Origin of the sequence: Streptomyces sp. CB02980 (genome assembly GCF_014451325.2) — a bacterium.
GTDB lineage: Bacteria > Actinomycetota > Actinomycetes > Streptomycetales > Streptomycetaceae > Streptomyces.
Window position 1 is genome coordinate 50,434 of the sequence record NZ_JACSCH020000002.1, and the last position, 18,542, is coordinate 68,975.

Here is an 18,542-nt window from a genome sequence, read left to right on the forward strand (position 1 = left end):
CGCGCTCACACCCAGTCCGGGTGGCCCGGCATGGGCGGGTTCTCCGTGCTGAAGAGCCAGTCCTCCAGGAAGGGCCGCAGGGAGTCGTCGTGGGTGACACGGACGGCGTTGTCGATGAAGTCCTGCGAGTCGGCGTTGCCGTCGCGGTGCTTCCTCAGCCAGGACGTGACGATCGCGTCGAACTCCTCCTGCCCGACCCGCTGGTGGAGGGCGTACAGGACGACGGCGGCACCGTCGTAGATGTTGAACCCCCCGAGCGCGGTGGGGAGCCCGGGCGGGCCGTCGGTCTTCCGGACCGCGTCGAGCCTGGCGTACGCCGCCTTCATCTTGTCCTGCAGGGAGGCGGTGCCCTGCTGGTCGGCCCAGAGGGCCGCGTAGTAGACGGCGGGACCCTCGTTGAGCCAGGCGCTCTGCCAGGTGGTGGGGGTGACCGAGTCCCCGAACCACTGGTGGGTCAGCTCGTGGATCATGACGTTGGTGTACGTCGTGGAGGTGGCGGCGTTCTTGAACCAGTTCGGGCCGAAGAGGGACAGGGTCTGGTTCTCGAGGGCGTCGCCGTAGCCGTCGCGGACGATCTGCATCCCGTAGGTGTCGAAGGGGTAGCGGACGCCGAGGGTGTTCTCCAGCCAGGCGATCTGCCCGGCGGTGCGCTCGACGACCGGCCGGTACGTGTCGACCTGGTCCTCGGGGACGTAGTGGCGCAGCGTGATGCCGTGCGGGCCCCGGCCGGTGAGGACGGTCTGCCGGGCGACGGAGATGCCGAGGAGTTCGGGGGCCATCGGGGCGTCGAGCCGGAAGTCCCAGGTGGTCCTTCCGGGGCCGGCCGGGCGGCTGCCGGTGGCGGTGCCGTTGGCGCCGGCCGTGTAGCCGTCGGGGGCGGTGAGGTGGAAGGTCCACTTCGCCTTGTCCATGGTGGTGTCGTTGACGGGGGCGAACGTGTCGGCGCGGGAGGCCTGGGCGGCGGAGGCGAAGCCCCCGTCACTGATGTAGCGCCAGCCGGGGGCGCCGACGGGCTTGGTCCTGCCGTTGCCGTGGTAGCTGACGGTGACGTCGAAGCGGCGGTGGTCGCGCAGGCCGCCCTCGGGGGTGACGGTGAGCTCCTGGCCGCTGCTGCCGGGTGCGACGGACCAGGCCGCGTCCTTGCCGTCGACCGTGACGGCGTCGATGGCGAGCGAGTCGACGTCGAGGTTGAACGAGGACAGGTCCTGGGTGGCCCTGGCGCTGATCTTCATGGTGCCGGTGAAGTCGTACGTGACCGGGGTGAAGTCGAAGGAGAGGTCGTAGTGCCGCACGTCGTAGCCGCCGTTGCCGAGTGTCGGGAACAGCGGGTCCCCCGCCCCGGGCGCGCCGGGCTTCGGGTCGAAGGAGCGGGCGTGCGGGGAGAGGGCTTGTGCGGGGACGGCGGTCGCGAGCGCGGCCGTCGCGGCCACGGTCGCCACGGTGGCGACGGCTGCGCGCAGGATGCCGGTGCGGGTCACTGCTTCGCTCCCTTCTGGGCTGCTTCCTCGAACTCGCGGCGGGCCTGCTGGCCGCCCTTGGCGAGGTACTCCTTGACGAGGCCGTCGTAGCTGCTCATGGGCTTGCGGCCGGTGACGATGTCCTTGATCCAGTCGCCCTTGAGGGTGTTGAGGGTGCCGGAGGACTTGGAGTCCCAGGTCGGCGAGGAGTAGCCGCCCGTGGGGTCGGGGGTCATCCTGGGGATGAGCCGCGCGTACGCGTCGTGCAGGTGCTTGACGCCCCGCGCGTTGGTGGCGGAGTAGAGCGCGGGCGTGGCGGAGGCCATCAGCTGCCAGGGGACGGCGACGTCCTGGCTGCCCTGCTCGGTGAGGATGGGCGCGCCCTTGCCGTCACGCCGGTGGTCGGTGCCCTCGACCCCGTAGGCGAGGAGGGTGTACTCCTCGGTGCCGAACGGTGCGGCGACCCAGTCGGCGAGCCGGAGGATCTCCTTGACGCGGTTCGCGTCGGCCTTCCTGACGAAGGACTCGCTGAGCCGTGCGTTGTTGTTCCAGGCGACGGCGTTCTTGCCGATCGGCGTCATCGGGCGGACGTCGTACGAGGGGTCGATGGCGGCCATCGCGTCGAGGTATCCGGTGCTGGGCGTGAGGTAGGCGGGCCAGCCGTCGAAGACGTAGGCGGCGCGGCCGTTCTTGAACAGGTCGGTGTACTGGGCCTTCTGGGCGCCCGACATCTGCACGGTGCCCGGGTAGTAGCAGCCGGCCTTGTACAGCGTGGCCGCCATCTCGATCGCGGCCCGGTACTCCTCCGTCTCCAGGTCGAGGGTGAACTTCCCGGTCGTGGCGTCCATGCGCCAGTAGTAGGGGGCTCCGTACGACATGGCGATCAGGGTGGTGACGCCGGCGGAGACGGCGTACTGCTTCTCCTTGGGGCGGGTCAGCTCCTTGCAGAGCTCGACGAAGCGGTCCATGTCGGTGATCTGGTCGAGGCTGGTGACCCCGGCCGCGGCGAACAGGTCGTGGCGGTAGTACCCGGCGCCGCCGGTGCCGGCGCGCGCGATCGGGATGCCGTACAGCTTGCCGCCGTAGATGGAGCCCTGCCAGGCGCCCTTCGGGATGGCCGCCAGGTTCGGGTAGTCCTTGATCCGGTCGCCGGAGAGGTACGGGGTGAGGTCGGCGCACTTGGCGGCGAGGAAGGCGGCCTTGTGGTCGACGCCGCCCGTCTCCGGGTACATGAAGAGGTCGGTGAGGGTGTCGCTCGCGACCATGGTGGAGAACCTGGTGGGCCAGTCGTCGGCGGCGACGGCCTGGATGTCGACCCGGGTGCCGAGCCGCTTCTCGATCTCCTGCCAGGCGGCGTTCCGCTCGCGTCCGGGGGCCGGCGGCTTGAACGTCTCCAGGGAGGCGGTGATGGTCCTGGCCCCCTGGAGGGGAGTGCCCGGGACGGAGCGGACGGGCTTGGCCGGGTAGCGGGTGAATCCGTGGGGGACGCCCTGGGCGGTGCCGGGGTGGTCGGGGGTGATGCCGAGGTCGCGCAGGACGGTGTTCGGCAGGAGGGAGCCGCTCTTGACCGATGCCTTCTCGGTCGCGGCGCCGCTGCCGCCGCATGCCGTGATCAGGGGCGCGGCGGCGACGCCCAGGCCGACGCCGGACCCGAGGCGGAGGAGTGTTCTGCGGTCGAGCGGGGTGGAGGGGGTGGACCTGGAGGACCGGGACATGGGGACTCCTGGGAGGAAGGGCGGGGGGCGGGTCGCGGGGTGGGAGGGCCGCGCCGAGGGCGTCGCGGTGGGGCTCGCGGTGGGGCTCGCGGTGGGGCTCGCGGTGGGGCTCGCGGTGGGCTCAGCCCTTGATGGCGCCGGTGAGCACGCCCTTGGTGAAGTAGCGCTGGAGGAAGGGGTAGACGCAGAGGATGGGGAGGACGGCCACGACGAGCACGGCCATCTGGACCGACTGCTGGGGGGCGACGGCCTCGCCTGCGACGGCGCTGTCGAGGCTCTGGCCCTGGAGGACGAAGGTGCGGAGCACCATCGGCAGGGGCCACTTCTCGCTGTCGCCGAGGTAGAGCATGGCGTTGAAGAAGGCGTTCCAGTACGTCACCGCGTAGAAGAGGCTGACGACGGCGATGACGGCCTTCGACAGCGGCAGCACGACCTGGAGGAGGATCCGCAGATCGCCGGCGCCGTCCACCTTCGCCGCGTCGTACAGCTCCTCGGGGAGGTTCATGAAGAAGGAGCGGAGGACGACCAGGTTGAAGGCGCTGACCATGGTCGGCATGACGAGGGCGGCGAAGGTGTCGTAGAGGCCGAGTTCGTTGACGAGCAGGAAGTTCGGGATGACGCCCGGGTTGAAGAGCATCGTGAAGAGCGCGGTCATCAGGATGACCCGTGAGCCGACGACATCGCGCCGGGACAGCCCGTACGCCATGCCGATGGTGAGCAGCAGGGCGCAGCCGGTGCCGACGAGCGTGACGCCGATGCTGACGAGCAGGGCGCGGGTGACGACACCGCCGGTGAAGATCGTGCGGTACGCGTCCAGGGTGGGGTGGTCGGGCCAGAGGACGAGGCCCGCGGACCTGATGATGTCGCTCTGGGAGGCGAGGCTGGTGCCGATCACGCCCAGGAGGGGGTAGGCGACGGCGGCGACCACGAGGGTGAGGGCGAGGCCCTTGGCGGCCAGGCCGGTCCGGGTCGGGCGCTCCATCCACGGGGGTCGGCCGGAGGCGGCACGGGTCTTGCTCGTGGCGGCTCGCGGTGCGGCCCCGGTGACACGACGGGTCTCGGTGAGGCGAGGGGTCCGGGTGTCGCGGGAGGTCTCAGCGATCGGCGCCACGGTAGATCCCTTCATGGCCGAAGTGGTGGGCGAGCTTGTTGGCGCCGAGGACGAGCACGGTGCCGACCACCGCCTTGACGAGGCCGACGGCCGCCGAGACACCCCAGTCGCCGTCCTTGATGCCATGGAAGTAGACGTAGGTGTCGAGGACTTCGCCCGCTTCCGGGCCGACGGCGTCCCGCTGGAGCAGGATCTGCTCGAAGCCGACCGAGAGGATCTGACCGAGGTTGAGGATGAGGAGCAGGATGACGACGGGGGCGATGCCCGGCAGGGTGACGTGCCACAGGCGCCTGAGTCGGCCTGCGCCGTCGATGGCGGCCGCCTCGTACTGCTGGCGGTCGATGGTGAGCAGCGCGGCGAGGATGATGATCGTGCCCCAGCCCGCGTCCTTCCAGACCAGCTGGAGGGTGAGCAGCCACGGGAAGGCGTCCGGGTCGCTCATCATGTCGTAGCGGGGCAGGCCGGCCGAGTCGAGCAGTTCGGGCAGGACGCCGGCGCCGCCGAGGACCTGCTGGAAGATCGAGACGATGATGACCCAGCCGATGAAGTGCGGCAGATAGACCACGCTCTGGACGAAGCGGCGGAGCTTGTCGCTGACGACGCTGTTGAGCAGCAGGGCGAGGGCGATCGGCAGCGGGAAGAAGAAGACCAGCTCGACGAGGGCGATGGTCAGGGTGTTGCGGACGGCGGACCAGAAGGCCGGTTCGGCGAAGGCCGTCGCGAAGTTGCCCAGTCCCACCCAGGCGCTGTCCGCGTACCCGAGGTACGGCTGGTAGTCCTGGAACGCGGTGATGTAGCCGAGCAGCGGTACGTAGTGGAAGACGAGGAAGTAGAGCAGTCCCGGCAGGCAGAGCAGCAGCATCACTTTGTCGCGCTTGATCCGCTGCCAGAGGGTCGCTTTTCCGCGGAGGGCGACGGGCGTTGCCGTCGCCCCGGCGTCCTGCCGCCGGCCCTTCAGGGGCAGCGGGGGTGCTGTGTCAGCCATGGAGGAGTCCTGTTCGGCTGGTGACGCAGGGAAGTCGATGTGACGTTCTGCGGCGGCAACGTAGTAAGCGGTTAACCCAGGCGTCAAGAGCGAGTGGGGAACCGTTCGCGATTCCTCCGCCGCCCGGACCGGGCCAACCAGCCCTGTTTCCTGGCCATTCCGGCTGCTCGTCGGCCAAATCCCTCCCGGCAAGGGGGGATTGCTTGACGGTCGATGGCATCTGTCCTTAGCGTGCGCAGTCATCTGTAGTACACGCTTACTATCCGGAGGCATGGTGCGAACCTCTGACGAACCGTCGGCGCGGACCGGCGCGAACGGCCGGGCGCCCACACTCCCCCGCCGCCCGCGGACGCTCCTCGCCATGGACCCCGCCCTGCTCGACGACGTCTTCCCACCCGCCGTGCGAGCGCGCCTCGAAGAGGCCGCCGACCTGCGACTTCCCTTCCCCGTGGAGGAGTTCGACAGCCCCGCGGCGGCGACCGCGCTCGCCGACTGCGAGGTGCTCCTGACCGGTTGGGGCTGCCCTCCGGTCGACGCGGGCGTCCTGGACCGCGCCCCGCGGCTCGGCGCGGTGATCCACTCGGCGGGCACCGTGAAGACCTTTCTCAGCAGCACCGCCTACGCCCGCGGCATCGCCGTCTCCTCGGCGGCGGCCGCCAACGCCGTCCCGGTCGCCGAGTTCACCCTCGCGGCGATCATCCTCGGCGCCAAGCGGGCCTTCCCGCTCGCCGAGCTCTTCCGCACCCGCAGGTCGCACCGGACGACGGCCGACCTGGAGCGGCTGCACTGGCTCGGCACCCACGGCATCACCGTCGGCGTCGTCGGCGCCTCCCGGATCGGACGCCGCGTCGTCGAGCTGCTGCGCGCCCTCGACGCCGAGGTGCTCCTGCACGACCCGTACGTGAGCGCCGTCGAGGCACGGGAGCTGGGGGCGACAAGTACCGACCTGGACACCCTCGTCGCCACCAGCGACGTCGTGACCCTGCACGCGCCGGCCACCCCCGACACCCACCACCTCCTCGACGCGCGGCGCCTGGCGCTCCTGCGGCCCGGCGCCCTGCTCGTGAACACCGCGCGCGGACCGCTCGTGGACACCGAGGCGCTCGTCCCGCACCTGGTCAGCGGCCGGATCGACGCCGTACTCGACGTGACCGACCCGGAGCCGCTCCCCGACCACCACCCGCTGTGGGAGCTGCCCAACGTGTTCATCACCCCGCACCTGGCCGGCGCCCAGGGCAACGAGGCGGGACGGCTCGGGGCGCTCGCCGTCGACGAACTCGGCCGCTACGCGCGCGGGGTGCCCCTCCAGCACGCCGTGCTCCTGTCGGACCTGGAGCGGATCGCATGACCGGACAGCCCGACGGCGCCTCCGACCGGGCCTCCGGGCTCCCCGACGGCGCCTCCGACCGGGCCTCCGGGCTCCCCGACGGTGCCGCCGCCCGGACCTCCAGGCATCCCGACGGCGCCGCCGCCCAGGTCCCCAGGCGTCCGGACGGCACCAGCGACCAGGCCTCTCTCCGCGCCGCCGGACAGGGCCTAGGCTGGGGGCCGGACGCGGGGCGGAGCCGTCCGCCCGGAGGCACCGGGCGGGGCGGGAACCGGGAGCCACGGGCCCGCGCCTCCCGGCGAAGGCCGGAGAGCGGCCCGCGCAGTGACGACCAGACGCTCCAGGGGGAGGACCGGATGTCCCGGCAGGAATCGACGGCGGCCGGACAGCGCCGCGCGACGGTCGTGGACGTGGCGCGCCTCGCGGGGGTGTCCACGGCGACCGTGTCCCGGGTGATGAACCGCAACTACCCCGTCGCGGCCGCGACACGCGAGCGCGTGGAGGCCGCCATGCGGGGCCTCGGCTATGTGGTCAACGCGCACGCGCGCGCCCTCGCCGGCGTCTCGGGCCGCACCGTGGGCATCATCATCAGCGATGTCGTCGATCCCTTCTACGCCTACATCGCGCGCGGTGTGGAGCGCGAGGCGGCGGCGGGCGACCGGCTCTGCCTGGTCTGTACGACCCAGGGCGACCCGCAGCGCGAACTCGCCTTCATCGAGCTCATGCACGAGCGGCGCGCCGATGCCGTGATCCTCGTCGGCGGCAGCGTCGCCGACCGCACCTACCGGGCGGAACTCGCCCGCCGCGCCCACGATCTGGACGCCGGCGGCTCCAAGCTGGTCCTGTGCGGCCGGCCCTCCCTCGGCGAGGACGTGCCCACGGTCGGCGTGGAGTACGACAACGAGGGCGGCGCCTTCGCGATCACCGACCATCTGCTCACCCAGGGACACGAGCGGATCCTCTATCTCGGCGGCCCTCCCGGCCTCTCCACCACGCGGGACCGCATCGCCGGGCACCGGCGTGCCCTGGAGCTGCGCGGGGTGGCGCACGACCCGGACCTGGTGCAGCCGGGCGCGTTCAGCCGGGCCTTCGGCTACCGCCGGATGAACGAACTCCTGCGGGAAGGACTGCGGTTCACGGCCGTCTTCGCCGCGAACGACATCGTCGCCGCAGGCGCCGCCCAGGCGCTCGAAGAGGCGGGGATCGGCGTGCCGCAGGACGTCTCGCTCGTCGGGTACGACGACGTGCCCGTGGCCCAGGAACTGCGACCGCGCCTCACCACCGTGCACGTACCGCTGGAGGAACTGGGGCGGCAGGCCGTGCGCGTGGCCGTCGACGGGGGCGACGAGGACGACTGGCGCGCGCCGACGACCGGCACCCTGCGGCTCGGGACCCATATCGTCGTGCGCGACTCGGTGGCGCCGCCACGCGCCGCGAAACGCCGCCGATCCTGAGCGATTCCGCGTGTACGAGGGTCTGTTGACGCAGTAACGAACAGAAACACGCCCTGACCCCTTGCGGACGGACAGCAAACGCTTACATGCTGGCGCGCAGCTCCCGAGCCTCGCGCCGTGCAGCTCGCCTCGTTCCGAGCCGAGCTCAGGGCTGCCTCCGGGATGCACACCCCGCCTTCTGCACCTCCTCGCCCCCAGGAGATGACACCGATGCAGATCCCCCCGTTCTCCTCGCTTCCCTCCGCTTCCTCCGCGCACAGGTCCGCCCCGTCCCGTCGTTCGGTCCTCGCCACGATGACCGCGGCCGGTGCCGTGCTCGCCGTCGGTTCGGGTACGGCCCGGGCCGCCGGACACGGCGGCCCGACGGTCGCCCTCACGGCGCGCCCCTCCGCCGAGGCCGAGCGGCTGCGCCTCGCGTCCGCCCTGCGGGCGAGCGAGTTCCAGCCCACCGGCCGGTACGCCCCCGCGAACACCCCGCTGCGGTTCACCGTCCTCCCCTTCGACGGTCTGGTGCCGACGCTGTGGATCGGCCACTGGGACTACTACGGCACGGTCAAGGAGCCCCGCCCGTACGCGCTCAAGCCCGGCAGCAACACCGTGACCGATCCGCACGGCGGACCGGTGTACTTCACTCTGGAGGGAGAAGGCGAGCGGGCCGGCGTGCGGTTCAGGGAGGGCTGCCGCCCGATGCCCGTCTTCACCCTCGGTCGCACCACGGAGGCGGAGTTCCAGCACCGGCTCGACACCCTCACCGACGTGCCGGTGGTCGAACTCCACGGTCCGCGCACCCTCGTCACGCTGACCCGCGACGGCGCCCTCCTCCACCGGGGCGAGGACCACGCGGCTCTGTTGTCACTCCTCGAAGAGATCATCCAGGCCGAGCAGGACATCAGCGGCCTCGACGGCTCCTCGCCGCTGCACCGCCCCAAGTCCGGCCGCTTCCACTTCACCGAGGTGTCGGTGGTCCCCGCCGGGGTCGGCGCCTTCGCCACCCACGGCTACAACGGCTTCCCGCGCGCCTACCTGGACCGGGCCACCACCGTCCAGGGCCTGCGCACCCGCGGATGGGGGCTGTACCACGAACTCGGCCACACCCACCAGCAGATGGCGTACAAGCCGACCGGCCTCACCGAGGTCACGGTGAACATCTACTCCCTCGCCGTCCAGCGCGCGCTCGGGCAGACCTCCAACCTCCTCCTCCCGGACTCCAAGACTGGCCTCACCCCCTTCCAGTCGGCCCTGCCCAAGCTCGGCGGACCCGGCCTCGTCTACGAGAAGTCCTTCGGGGCGTACGAGAAGCTCGTCCCGCTGCGCCAGCTGGAGCTCGCCTTCGGCGCCGACTTCTGGCCCCGGATGCACCGGCTGGTCCGCGAGGAGAACCCCGCGTCGGACTACACGGAGACCGCGAAGCGGTACCGCCACCTCGCCCTCTACGCCAGCCGGGTGGCCGGCCGCGACCTCACCGACTTCCTCGTGAACCGCTGGGCCTTTCCCGTCGACGCGCAGGGCCTCGCGGAGCTGGCGGCGCTCGGCCTGCCGCAGCCGGCCGTCGACCCCTCGGCCCTCACCGACTGACGCACCCCCTTCCCCTCCCCGCTCCCTTCCCCTCCCCCTTCCCCTTCCCGATCAGCAGGAGGCGCACCGGTCATGGCTCTCCCCAGACGACAGATGCTCGCCCTCGCCGGTGCCACACCGGTCCTCTCCTTCCTTCCCGGAACCGCCGCGGCGGCGCCGCCGCCCACGGAGGGGGCCGGCCCCGGGCCCACGGGTGCAGGGGACACCACCGATCCGTACGACTCCCTCCTCGCCCGGGCCGAACAGGAGCTCACCGGCGGCGCCTTCGACCCCGCGGACCCGGACTTCGCCGCCGCGCTCGCCGCCCTGGAGACCGAGGCCGCCACCTGGTGGGAGCGGCTCGACACCACGCCGGGCCGGAAGGCGCTCTGGGCCGACCTCTCCCCCGCCTCCGACCCCGGCATGTTCGGCCAGAGCTATCCGCGACTGCGCACGATCGCGACCGCCTGGGCGACCCCCGGCACCACGCTGACCGGCCGCGGTGACGTACTCGACACCCTCCTGGAGGCGCTGCGGTTCCTGGGCACCGTCGGCTACCACCCGGGGCGCGCCGAGACCGGCAACTGGTGGTTCTGGGAGATCGGTGCGCCCCGCGCGCTGATGGACACCTGTGTGCTGCTGCGCGCCCGTCTGTCGCCGGCCGACCTCGCCGCGTATGTCGCCGCCGTGGCCCGGTTCTGCGCGAACCCCGACCGCCGTACGAACATCCCGTCCCTGGCCGAGACCGGCGCCAACCGGGCCGACAAGGCCGTCATCGTGGCGCTGCGGGGCCTCCTCGCCCGGGACCCCGCCGCACTGGTCCTCGCCCGTGACGGCCTCTCCGACGTGCGGGACGGCGGGCGCAACAGTCTCTTCCGGTACGTCACGTCCGGGGACGGCTTCTACGAGGACGGGTCGTTCGTCCAGCACGGCAGCGTCGCCTACACGGGGACGTACGGCAGTGTCCTCCTCGGCGGTGCGGGACAGCTCATCGCGCTGCTCGCCGGTTCGGAGTGGGCGGTGTCCGACCCCGCGGTGACCGTGCTGTACGAGGCGGTGGAGCGGTCGTTCGCCCCGGTGGTCTTCGACGGGGTGATGATGGACGCCGTCCGTGGCCGGGCGGTGTCGCGCGAGCGGTCCCGGGACCACCACGACGGGGCGGCCACCGTCAGCCGCGTCCTCCAGCTCGCCGCGGGCGCGCCGGCCGGCCACGCCGAGCGCTGGCGGTCCCTCGCGAAGGGCTGGATCCTCCGCAACGAGGCGACTCCCTACAAGGGGCTCGTGGGCATTCCGGCGCTCGCGCGTGCCAAGGCCGTCCTCGACGACCCCGCGGTGCGACCGGCCGCGCGGCCGGCGGGGCACGTGGTCCTCGCCGACATGGACCGGGTCGTGCACCGGCGGCCGGGCTGGGCCTGCGCGCTGTCCCTGTCGTCGCGGCGCATCGCCGCGTACGAGGCGGGCAACGGCGAGAACCTGCACGGCTGGTACACCGGTGACGGCATGACCTGTCTCTACGACGGCGACGACCCTTCGACCTTCGGTGACGGCTTCTGGCCGACCGTCGACCCGTACCGCCTTCCCGGTACGACCGTGGACACCCGCGTCCGCGCGGATCTCGGGACGAGCCCCGGCACCAGCACGTACCGCCCCACGAACGCCGTGGCGGGCGGTGCCGCGCTCGACGGCCGGTTCGGCGCGGCGGCCATGGAACTGGCGGCCCAGGACAGCACGCTGCGGGCCCGGAAGGCGTGGTTCTTCCTCGACGACGCCGTCGTGGCGCTGGGCGCGGACATCACGGCGAGCGACGGCCGGACCGTCGAGACCGTCGTCGAGAACCGGAACCTCCACGCCGACGGACGGCAGCGCTTCACCGTCGACGGCCGCCGGCAGCCCGACGAACAGGGCCGGCGGGCCGACCTCTCGGGCGCCCGCTGGGCCCATCTGGAGGGCTTCGGCGGCTTCGTGTTCCCTCGCCCGCCCCGTGGTGAGGTCGCCGCGGCGGGTTCGCTGAACGCGCTCCGAGAAGAACGCACCGGCACCTGGCGTGCGCTCAACACCGGCGCGGACACCGGCGGCAGCAGCACCCCCGTCACCCGTCGCTACCTCACCCTCTGGTTCGACCACGGCCCCTCCCCCTCGTCCGCGTCCTACTCCTACGTCCTGCTCCCCGGCGCGAGCGCCGTCGCGACCGGCGTCTGGTCGCTCTCCCGCCCCGTCGTCGTGGTCGCCAACAACGCCACCGCGCAGGCCGTCGAGGCCCACCGGCACGGGCTGCTCGCCGCGCACTTCTGGCAGGCCGGAACCGCGGGCGGCCTCTCCTCCTCGGGCCCCGGCACCGTGCTGGTACGCCGCGCCGGGCGTCATGTGTCGGTGGCGGTCGCCGACCCCGGGCGTACGGGAACGGAGCTCACCGTCGAACTCCCCTTCCGCGTCCGCCGCGTGGTCCGCGCCGACGACACGGTGACCGTCACACCGGGCGGCCGCACCGTGCTCACGGTCCGGGTCGGCGGATCACGGGGCCACAGCCACACGGCCGAACTGGTCCAGTGACCGTCCGGCCCCCGAAAGGAGCCCTCGTGCCGCCGTCCCCGCCCGCACCCCCGTCCGTGTCCCCGCCCGCCCCGCATCTGCGCCTGCCACCGACCGACCGCGTCCTGTCCCCCCGTACCGGCTGGACGCGGGCCCACTGGGAGGCGCTCGCCGACCGGCAGTTGGAGGCCCTCGTCCCGTACGCCACTCCCGGGTTCGCGCAGTACCGCCTGCCGGGGCGCACCAGCTGGTCGGGCGTCGTCTCGGACGGCCTCGAAGGGTACGCACGCTCATTCCTGCTCGCCTCCTTCCGGATCGCCGGCGCGGACGGAAAGGTCGACCCGCACCTCATCGAAAGGTATACGCGGGGTCTGACAGCGGGCACTCTGCGTGACGGGCCCAAAGCCTGGCCGGTGCTCACCGACTGCTCGCAGCAGATGGTGGAGGCGGCCTCCGTCGCCATCGGTCTGCACGAGACGCGCCCGTGGATCTGGGACACGCTCGACACCGCGGTCCAGGAGCGGGTGGTCGAGTGGCTCTCGGGCTTCGTGGGGGCCCGCACCTGGGACAACAACTGGCGTCTCTTCCAGGTGGTGTCGGAGCAGTTCCTCGCCTCCGTCGGCGCGCCGTACCGCCGGGAGGACATCGAGGGCGGCCTGGAGCGGATCGAGGACTGGTACGTCGGCGACGGCTGGTACAGCGACGGCGACGGCCGCAACTTCGACTACTACATCGGCTGGGCCATGCACCTGTACCCGCTGTTGTGGGCCCGGATGGCCGGGCCGGACGGGGACGGCGGCAGGGGCGCGGTCTACCGGGAGCGGCTGGCCCTGTTCCTGTCCACGTACCCGGAGTTCTTCGGGGCCGACGGGGCGCCCGTCCACCAGGGGCGCTCCCTGACGTACCGGTTCGCCGCGACGGCGCCGGTGTGGCTCGGCGCCCTCGCCGACTGCACTCCGCTGGCCCCCGGTCTCACCCGGCGCCTCGCGTCGGGCACGGCGCGGCACTTCGTGGAGCGCGGTGTGCCGGACGAGCGGGGTCTGCTGCCCCTGGGGTGGTACGGCACCCATCTGCCGACGACCCAGCCGTACTCGGGACCGGCCTCCCCGTACTGGGCGAGCAAGGCCTTCCTCGGTCTGCTGCTGCCCGCGGACCATCCCGTGTGGACGGAGCGCGAGCAGCCCCTGCCCGTGGAGGAGGGCACGCGGTACACGGCGCTGCCCGCCCCCGGCTGGCTGCTCCACGGCACCCCGCACGACGGCATCGTCCGGCTCGTCAACCACGGCAGCGACCACAATCCGCCCGACGGTCCCGGCGAGGACGACCCGCACTACGCGAAGTTCGCGTACTCGACGGCCACGGCACCGGAGTCGGCCGCCCACGCCTGGGCGCGCACCGTGGACGGCCATCTGGCGCTGCTCGCGACGGACGGCACACCGTCCCGGCGGAGCCGCATCGTCCCGGTGTCCTGCGAGGGCCGCCGGGCCTCGTCCCGCCACACGGCACGACTCCCCGGGTACGAGGAGGAGTTCCCCGTCGAGTCGACGAGTCTCCTGCACGGCCCCTGGGAGATCCGCGTGCACCGGGTGCGTCCCCCCGAGGGGGTCCGGGTGCGCGAGGGCGGGTACGCGGTCGCGGACCCGGACCCGCCGCAGGTCCTCAGGGGTCCGGGCTGGGCGCTGGCGCGGACGGAGGCGGGGCTCACGAGCGCGGTGGTGGGCCTCCACGGCTGGGACGAGGAGGGCGAGATCGCCCGGGAGGTCGAGGCCAACGCGTTCGGTCCGCACTCGGCGACGCCGTACCTCCTCGCCTCCGGTCCGGTCACCCCCGGGCACCCCGCACGCGCGCGCGTGCAGGTGACGCTGGTGGTCCTCACCCGGGACGCCGTGCACCCCGAGGCCCTGCGCGCGGCGATCCACTGCGAGCAGGGGGACGACGACCGGATCCGGATCACGTTCCCGGACGGCGAGGTGCTCACGGCCTGAGGGCGCCGCACATCCGACAGCACGTCTGCGACACGACATCGACAGCACGCCTCTGGAGGAGAGATGACACGACGGTTCGCCCCCTTGTCCTCGGTGAGATCCTGGGCCGCCCCGGCCGCCCTTCTGGCGCTGGTATCCGCGTTCTCGTACACGCCGGCGACCGCGGCGCCGACGCAAGGGACGCAAGGGACGCAGGAGACGCGACAGTCAGTACAGGCGCAGCAAGCACAACCGCTGAAGAGCAAGTACCGCGCGGACGCGGGACTCGGCGACTGTCTCCGCACGTTCGGCGGCAACGACACCGTCCAGGTCGGTGCCTGCACCCCCGCCGCCGGCGAGTACGCCTCCATGCGTCAGTGGGAGGCCGTCGACCAGGGCAACGGATACGTCCTGATCAAGAACAAGTACCGCACCGACGCCGCACTCGGCGACTGCCTGCGCACCTTCAGCGGCAACGACACCGTCCAGGCCGGCGCCTGCACCCCCGCCGCCGGCGAATACACCTCCATGCGCCTCTGGAAGGCCGTCGACCAGGGCAACGGATACGTCCTGATCAAGAACAAGTACCGCACCGACGCCGCACTCGGCGACTGCCTGCGCACCTTCAGCAGCAACGACACCGTCCAGGCCGGCGCCTGCACCCCCGCCGCCGGCGAATACACCTCCATGCGCCTCTGGAACGCGGCCGCCTTCGCGACGGGCTGGCCGACCCGTCCGGTGACCGGTCAGAAGCGGGCGCTGGTGATGGCCACCCACTGGAACGACGCCGCGCCGGTCGATCCCGCGCCCGTCGAGCAGGCGACCCTCGGGGCCGGTGCACCGTCCCTCAGGACGTATCTCCAGGAGGTGTCCGGCGGGTCGCTCTCCCTCACGGGAGACATGCTGACCGGCGTGGATCTCGGGGCGCGACCGGCCGGCTGCGAGTCGGCGGCGATCCTGAGCGCCGCCCGGACGGCCGCGCGGGCGCGGGGCGTCGAGCCGGACGCGTACGACTACCTCTTCGTCGACATCTCCCGCCACTCGGCGTGTGCCTGGGAGGGGCTCGCCGCCATGCCCGGCAACTGGATCCTCTCCAACGGTGTGGGCCACAAGACGTGGATGTGGACCCATGAGTTCGGCCACTCCTCCGGCTTCCAGCACTCCGACACGCTCAAGGCCTGCCCGGCCGCGGGCAGCGTCACGACCGTGAGCGGCGCGTGCACGGTCTCCGGGGGCGACGACCCGACCGACACCATGGGCGGCGGCGGCATGCACCTCTACCCGGTCGACTACCGGCAGTTCGCCGGCTGGGTGCCGGACTCCCAGGTGCCGCGCGTCACCGCCACCGGGAGCTACCGGCTGGGCGTGCTGGGGGAGAGCGGCACGCAGGAGTTCCGGGTGGCCCGCCCCGACGGCGGCTTCCTGTCCCTGGAGTACCGGCGGGCCACCCCGCCCTACGACGACTACGTCGCGACCGATCCGCTGGTCAACGGCGTGATCGTCCGTATCGTGACCACGGGCGGCACCGTGAGGAACCGGCTCGTGGACGCCACCCCGGGCACGTCGACCACCGACGACGCACCGCTGGCCGCGGGCCGGACGCTGGTGGACGAGGACGCCGACGCGGCCGTCACGGTGTGCTCGGTGGGCGCCCAGGGCGCGGACCTGCGCATCGCGGTGGGCGGCACGACGCCTCCCGCCTGCTGAACCCGGCGGAGTCGCGCCGGGGCGGCGGGGCGGCGAGCCCCTGTCCGTCCGCACCGGAACGGCCCGGGACAATGGCAACCCCCGGGCCGTTCCGCGGACGTACGTGGTCGTGGCCCGGCCGAGCGGAGAGACGAAGGACCGATGACGCTGAAAGTGGGCCGGCGCGTACAGCTGGCGGTGGAACTCGCCCTGACGGGTCAGGTCGCCCTTGCCGAGGAATCCCCGACGGAGCCGGCCGCCGTCGTGGGCTTCCTGGCCCTGGCGGCGGGCACCGAGGGAACCGTCGAAGAGGTGCACGACGACCGCCGGGAGAGCAAGGAGGTCCGCGAGTACGCCCGGCTCAAGTCGCTCCTCGACGACTTCGGCCACCAGATGCCGCCGGGGAGCAGGGCGCAGCTGGAGGAGCAGGTCGCGGCCCTGGAACCGGCGTGGATCGCGTACCAGGAGGCGGAGATCCCGGTGCGGGTCCGCGTCCGGCTCGACAACGGATTCGTCCTCCGCGACACCGCGGGGGACGTCTTCGTCGCCGTCTGAGGCAAGGGACGTCTTCGTCGCCTTCCGACACGGCCGGTCACGGTCCCTTCGCCGGCACCGGTCGCCGGATCAGATACGCGGCGGCGGAGGCGACGAGCACCAGCATGCAGGCGATGAAGACCAGCCCCGCCCCCTCCAGGCCCAGCGGATCGGCCAGCAGTCCCACGCCGATCACCGGGATCGAGATGCCGGTGTACGCGACCACGAACAGCGTCGAGATCACCGCCGCGCGCCGGTCCGGCGGCGCCGCGGCGGCGACGGAGGCCAGGGCGGCGCGGAACGCGAGGCCCTGGCCCACGCCGCCGACCACGGCCGACAGGACGACCAGCGCCAGAAGGTCCGTGTACAGCGCCGCCCCGAGGAGGACGAGACCGCCGAAGAGCACCACGCAGCCCAGGGGCAGCGAGCGCGCCACCCCGACGCGGTCGACGGCGAGTTGCCCGGCGGTGGAGGCGAAGAAGGCGAGCGCCACGATCAGGCCGCTCACGGCGTGATTGTCGACGTGCAGGTACCGGGCGAGGAACGCGGGGCTCACCGAGGTGAACACCCCGAAGAGGGCGAAGCCCACGAACGAGGCGATCGCCGCCGGCACGAACACGGCCCGCACCTGTGGCGGCAGCGCGGGCCGCTGCGGTCGTACGGCGGCCGGTCCGCGCGGTTCCCGTACGGTCTCGGGGAGCCACAGCAGGACGCCGACGGAGACCGCCACCAGACCGAGGTGCACGGCGAACGGCAGGACCAGGGGGTCGGGGGCGTACTCCGCGAGGAGTCCGGCGAGCAGCGGCCCGCAACCGAGCCCTCCCATGTTGGCGGCCGTCGCCACGAGCGTCGCCCGTGACCCGCCGCCGCGCGGGGCGAGCTCCATGACGTACGCGGTGGCGGCTCCGGTGAAGAGACCGGCCGACAGACCGGAGAGGAGCCGGCCCGCGTACAGCCAGCCGAGGGCGTCGGCAAGCAGGAAGCACACGGCGCTCGCCGCCGCGAACCCGAGGCCGCAGAGCAGGGTCGGGCGTCTGCCGACGGTGTCCGAGGCGTTGCCCGCCAGGAGGAGTACGCCGATGACCCCGAAGGCGTACACGGCGTAGACGACGGTCACCGTCAGCTCGGAGAACCCGAACTTCTCCTGGTAGAGGGGATAGAGCGGGGTCGGCAGTGTGGTGCCGGCCATGCACACGACGAACACGGCTCCGGCGAGCAGACACCGCAGCCAGCCCTGACGGTCGCCCCGCAGGTCGGCGTCACTCTCCACGCCACGGTCGCCTTCGACACCACGTTCGCGTTCCGCGCCCCGGTCACCTTCCATGCAGCGGACCGTATCTCCGCCGACCGCCGCCCCAGGGGCGCGAACTGCGGCAATGGAGTGGACGTCACCCGGTCGACGAGGCCCGCGCCCGACGGTGTGCCCCCGGGCGAGGGGGCGTCGGAACGTCAGGGCCTGTCGCGGCCCGGGTCGTTCCTCGGCCCCTTCTTCGGAGCGTCGGTCGGTGCGTCGGTCGGTGCGTGGCTCGATGCTCTGCTCGATGCGGGCTTCGGGCCGGTCCCCGGACCGCTCCCGTGGCCGCTCCCATGGCCGTTCGCGTGTCCGTTCGCGTGTCCGGACGCGCGCCCGTTCCCCGGCCCCTTCTTCGTGCCGTTCTTCAGGCCGTTGTCCGACCCGTTCCTCTCCCCGTGCTCCCTGCCCTGTCCCTGGCCCGGGTGCGTCGCCGGCCGCGTGGCCGGGCTCAGGGACAGGGATGCGGACGTCGCCGCACCTGGCGGGGTCGTCGTGCCGGCCGCCGGGGCGGTGGTCCCGCCGAGCGTGGGAACGGGCGTCGTCCGGACGGGCGTCGGCTCGTCCGCGAAGGGGCTCGGCAGGTCCGCGGCGGCGATGGCCACTCCGCCCAGCGTCACGCTGGCGAGGGCCGCGGCAAGGGCCGTCCTCAGGGAGCGCCGGCGAAGTCGCCGCGCGGCGACGGGAGTCCAGACGTCGCGGCGGCGGGTCCGGCGCGTGCGGCCGGGGACGTGCAGGCCGGCGTCACGCGCGGCACGGAAGGCGGCTCGGGCGCCCGCTTCCGCCCCGCCGACCGCTTCCCCGGCCGTCCCGCCCGCGGCGACGCCGCCCGTCGCGACCCCGCCCGTGGTGGCCGCGTCCGTCGCCTGCCGGTCGCCGCGCAGCGCGGACCGCAGAGACCGCTCCAGGCCTTCGTACCGATGCTCGTCGGGCAT

At 72.7% G+C, this 18,542-nt stretch carries 13 protein-coding genes; 7 read left to right on the forward strand and 6 right to left on the reverse strand.

The window, feature by feature from the left end:
* Positions 1-5: 5 nt before the first annotated feature.
* The 4 genes from E0F75_RS03990 to E0F75_RS04005 form a co-directional block, all read right to left on the reverse strand.
* Complete coding sequence (locus E0F75_RS03990; RefSeq protein ID WP_229312490.1) at positions 6-1,478, reverse strand: M1 family metallopeptidase; 1,473 nt, start codon at positions 1,476-1,478, stop codon at positions 6-8.
* Positions 1,475-3,172 carry an extracellular solute-binding protein gene (locus tag E0F75_RS03995; protein ID WP_187621067.1) on the reverse strand — a complete coding sequence of 566 codons (1,698 nt, stop codon included), beginning with the start codon at positions 3,170-3,172 and terminating at the stop codon, positions 1,475-1,477. Before E0F75_RS03995 ends, E0F75_RS03990 begins: the two co-directional genes overlap by 4 nt.
* Positions 3,173-3,293: 121 nt before the next feature.
* Positions 3,294-4,154 carry a carbohydrate ABC transporter permease gene (locus E0F75_RS04000; protein ID WP_187621563.1) on the reverse strand — a complete coding sequence of 287 codons (861 nt, stop codon included), beginning with the start codon at positions 4,152-4,154 and terminating at the stop codon, positions 3,294-3,296.
* A gap of 112 nt (positions 4,155-4,266) precedes the next feature.
* Positions 4,267-5,268 carry a sugar ABC transporter permease gene (locus E0F75_RS04005; protein ID WP_187621068.1) on the reverse strand — a complete coding sequence of 334 codons (1,002 nt, stop codon included), beginning with the start codon at positions 5,266-5,268 and terminating at the stop codon, positions 4,267-4,269.
* Between the two features lie 361 nt (positions 5,269-5,629).
* Here E0F75_RS04005 and E0F75_RS04010 point away from each other — a divergent pair, with 361 nt between their 5' ends.
* From E0F75_RS04010 to E0F75_RS04040, 7 genes are all read left to right on the forward strand, one after another.
* Positions 5,630-6,616 carry a hydroxyacid dehydrogenase gene (locus E0F75_RS04010; protein ID WP_187621564.1) on the forward strand — a complete coding sequence of 329 codons (987 nt, stop codon included), beginning with the start codon at positions 5,630-5,632 and terminating at the stop codon, positions 6,614-6,616.
* A gap of 335 nt (positions 6,617-6,951) precedes the next feature.
* Positions 6,952-8,049: a LacI family DNA-binding transcriptional regulator gene (locus E0F75_RS04015; protein WP_030312923.1), complete on the forward strand. Its 1,098-nt coding sequence runs from the start codon at positions 6,952-6,954 to the stop codon at positions 8,047-8,049.
* 210 nt (positions 8,050-8,259) lie between these two features.
* On the forward strand, positions 8,260-9,624 hold the full coding sequence (locus E0F75_RS04020) for a M60 family metallopeptidase (protein ID WP_187621069.1): 1,365 nt from the start codon (positions 8,260-8,262) through the stop codon (positions 9,622-9,624).
* Between the two features lie 72 nt (positions 9,625-9,696).
* The gene (locus E0F75_RS04025) at positions 9,697-12,153 is read left to right on the forward strand and encodes a polysaccharide lyase 8 family protein (protein ID WP_187621070.1); all 2,457 of its coding nucleotides are present in this window, start codon (positions 9,697-9,699) and stop codon (positions 12,151-12,153) included.
* A gap of 26 nt (positions 12,154-12,179) precedes the next feature.
* On the forward strand, positions 12,180-14,117 hold the full coding sequence (locus tag E0F75_RS04030; protein ID WP_374115365.1) for a DUF2264 domain-containing protein: 1,938 nt from the start codon (positions 12,180-12,182) through the stop codon (positions 14,115-14,117).
* Between the two features lie 63 nt (positions 14,118-14,180).
* On the forward strand, positions 14,181-15,803 hold the full coding sequence (locus E0F75_RS04035; protein ID WP_187621071.1) for an RICIN domain-containing protein: 1,623 nt from the start codon (positions 14,181-14,183) through the stop codon (positions 15,801-15,803).
* Positions 15,804-15,944: 141 nt separating this feature from the next.
* Positions 15,945-16,337, forward strand: a complete 393-nt coding sequence (locus E0F75_RS04040) for a hypothetical protein (RefSeq protein WP_187621072.1) — start codon at positions 15,945-15,947, stop codon at positions 16,335-16,337.
* Positions 16,338-16,374: 37 nt separating this feature from the next.
* Here the strand turns inward: E0F75_RS04040 and E0F75_RS04045 are convergent, their stop codons facing one another.
* Both E0F75_RS04045 and E0F75_RS04050 read right to left on the reverse strand, forming a co-directional pair.
* Positions 16,375-17,568, reverse strand: a complete 1,194-nt coding sequence (locus E0F75_RS04045) for an MFS transporter (protein ID WP_187621566.1) — start codon at positions 17,566-17,568, stop codon at positions 16,375-16,377.
* 197 nt (positions 17,569-17,765) lie between these two features.
* Positions 17,766-18,542 (reverse strand): hypothetical protein, encoded by a 777-nt coding sequence (locus E0F75_RS04050; RefSeq protein ID WP_187621073.1) that lies wholly within the window; start codon positions 18,540-18,542, stop codon positions 17,766-17,768.

Coding starts and splice junctions, on each gene's coding strand:
- E0F75_RS04010 (WP_187621564.1), top strand. CDS start 5,630: ATGGACCCCGCCCTGCTCGACGACGTCTTCCCACCCGCCGTGCGAGCG.
- E0F75_RS04000 (WP_187621563.1), bottom strand. CDS start 4,154: ATGGAGCGCCCGACCCGGACCGGCCTGGCCGCCAAGGGCCTCGCCCTC.
- E0F75_RS04005 (WP_187621068.1), bottom strand. CDS start 5,268: ATGGCTGACACAGCACCCCCGCTGCCCCTGAAGGGCCGGCGGCAGGAC.
- E0F75_RS04050 (WP_187621073.1), bottom strand. CDS start 18,542: ATGCCCGACGAGCATCGGTACGAAGGCCTGGAGCGGTCTCTGCGGTCC.
- E0F75_RS04020 (WP_187621069.1), top strand. CDS start 8,260: ATGCAGATCCCCCCGTTCTCCTCGCTTCCCTCCGCTTCCTCCGCGCAC.
- E0F75_RS04040 (WP_187621072.1), top strand. CDS start 15,945: ATGACGCTGAAAGTGGGCCGGCGCGTACAGCTGGCGGTGGAACTCGCC.
- E0F75_RS04025 (WP_187621070.1), top strand. CDS start 9,697: ATGGCTCTCCCCAGACGACAGATGCTCGCCCTCGCCGGTGCCACACCG.
- E0F75_RS04015 (WP_030312923.1), top strand. CDS start 6,952: ATGTCCCGGCAGGAATCGACGGCGGCCGGACAGCGCCGCGCGACGGTC.
- E0F75_RS04035 (WP_187621071.1), top strand. CDS start 14,181: ATGACACGACGGTTCGCCCCCTTGTCCTCGGTGAGATCCTGGGCCGCC.
- E0F75_RS03995 (WP_187621067.1), bottom strand. CDS start 3,172: ATGTCCCGGTCCTCCAGGTCCACCCCCTCCACCCCGCTCGACCGCAGA.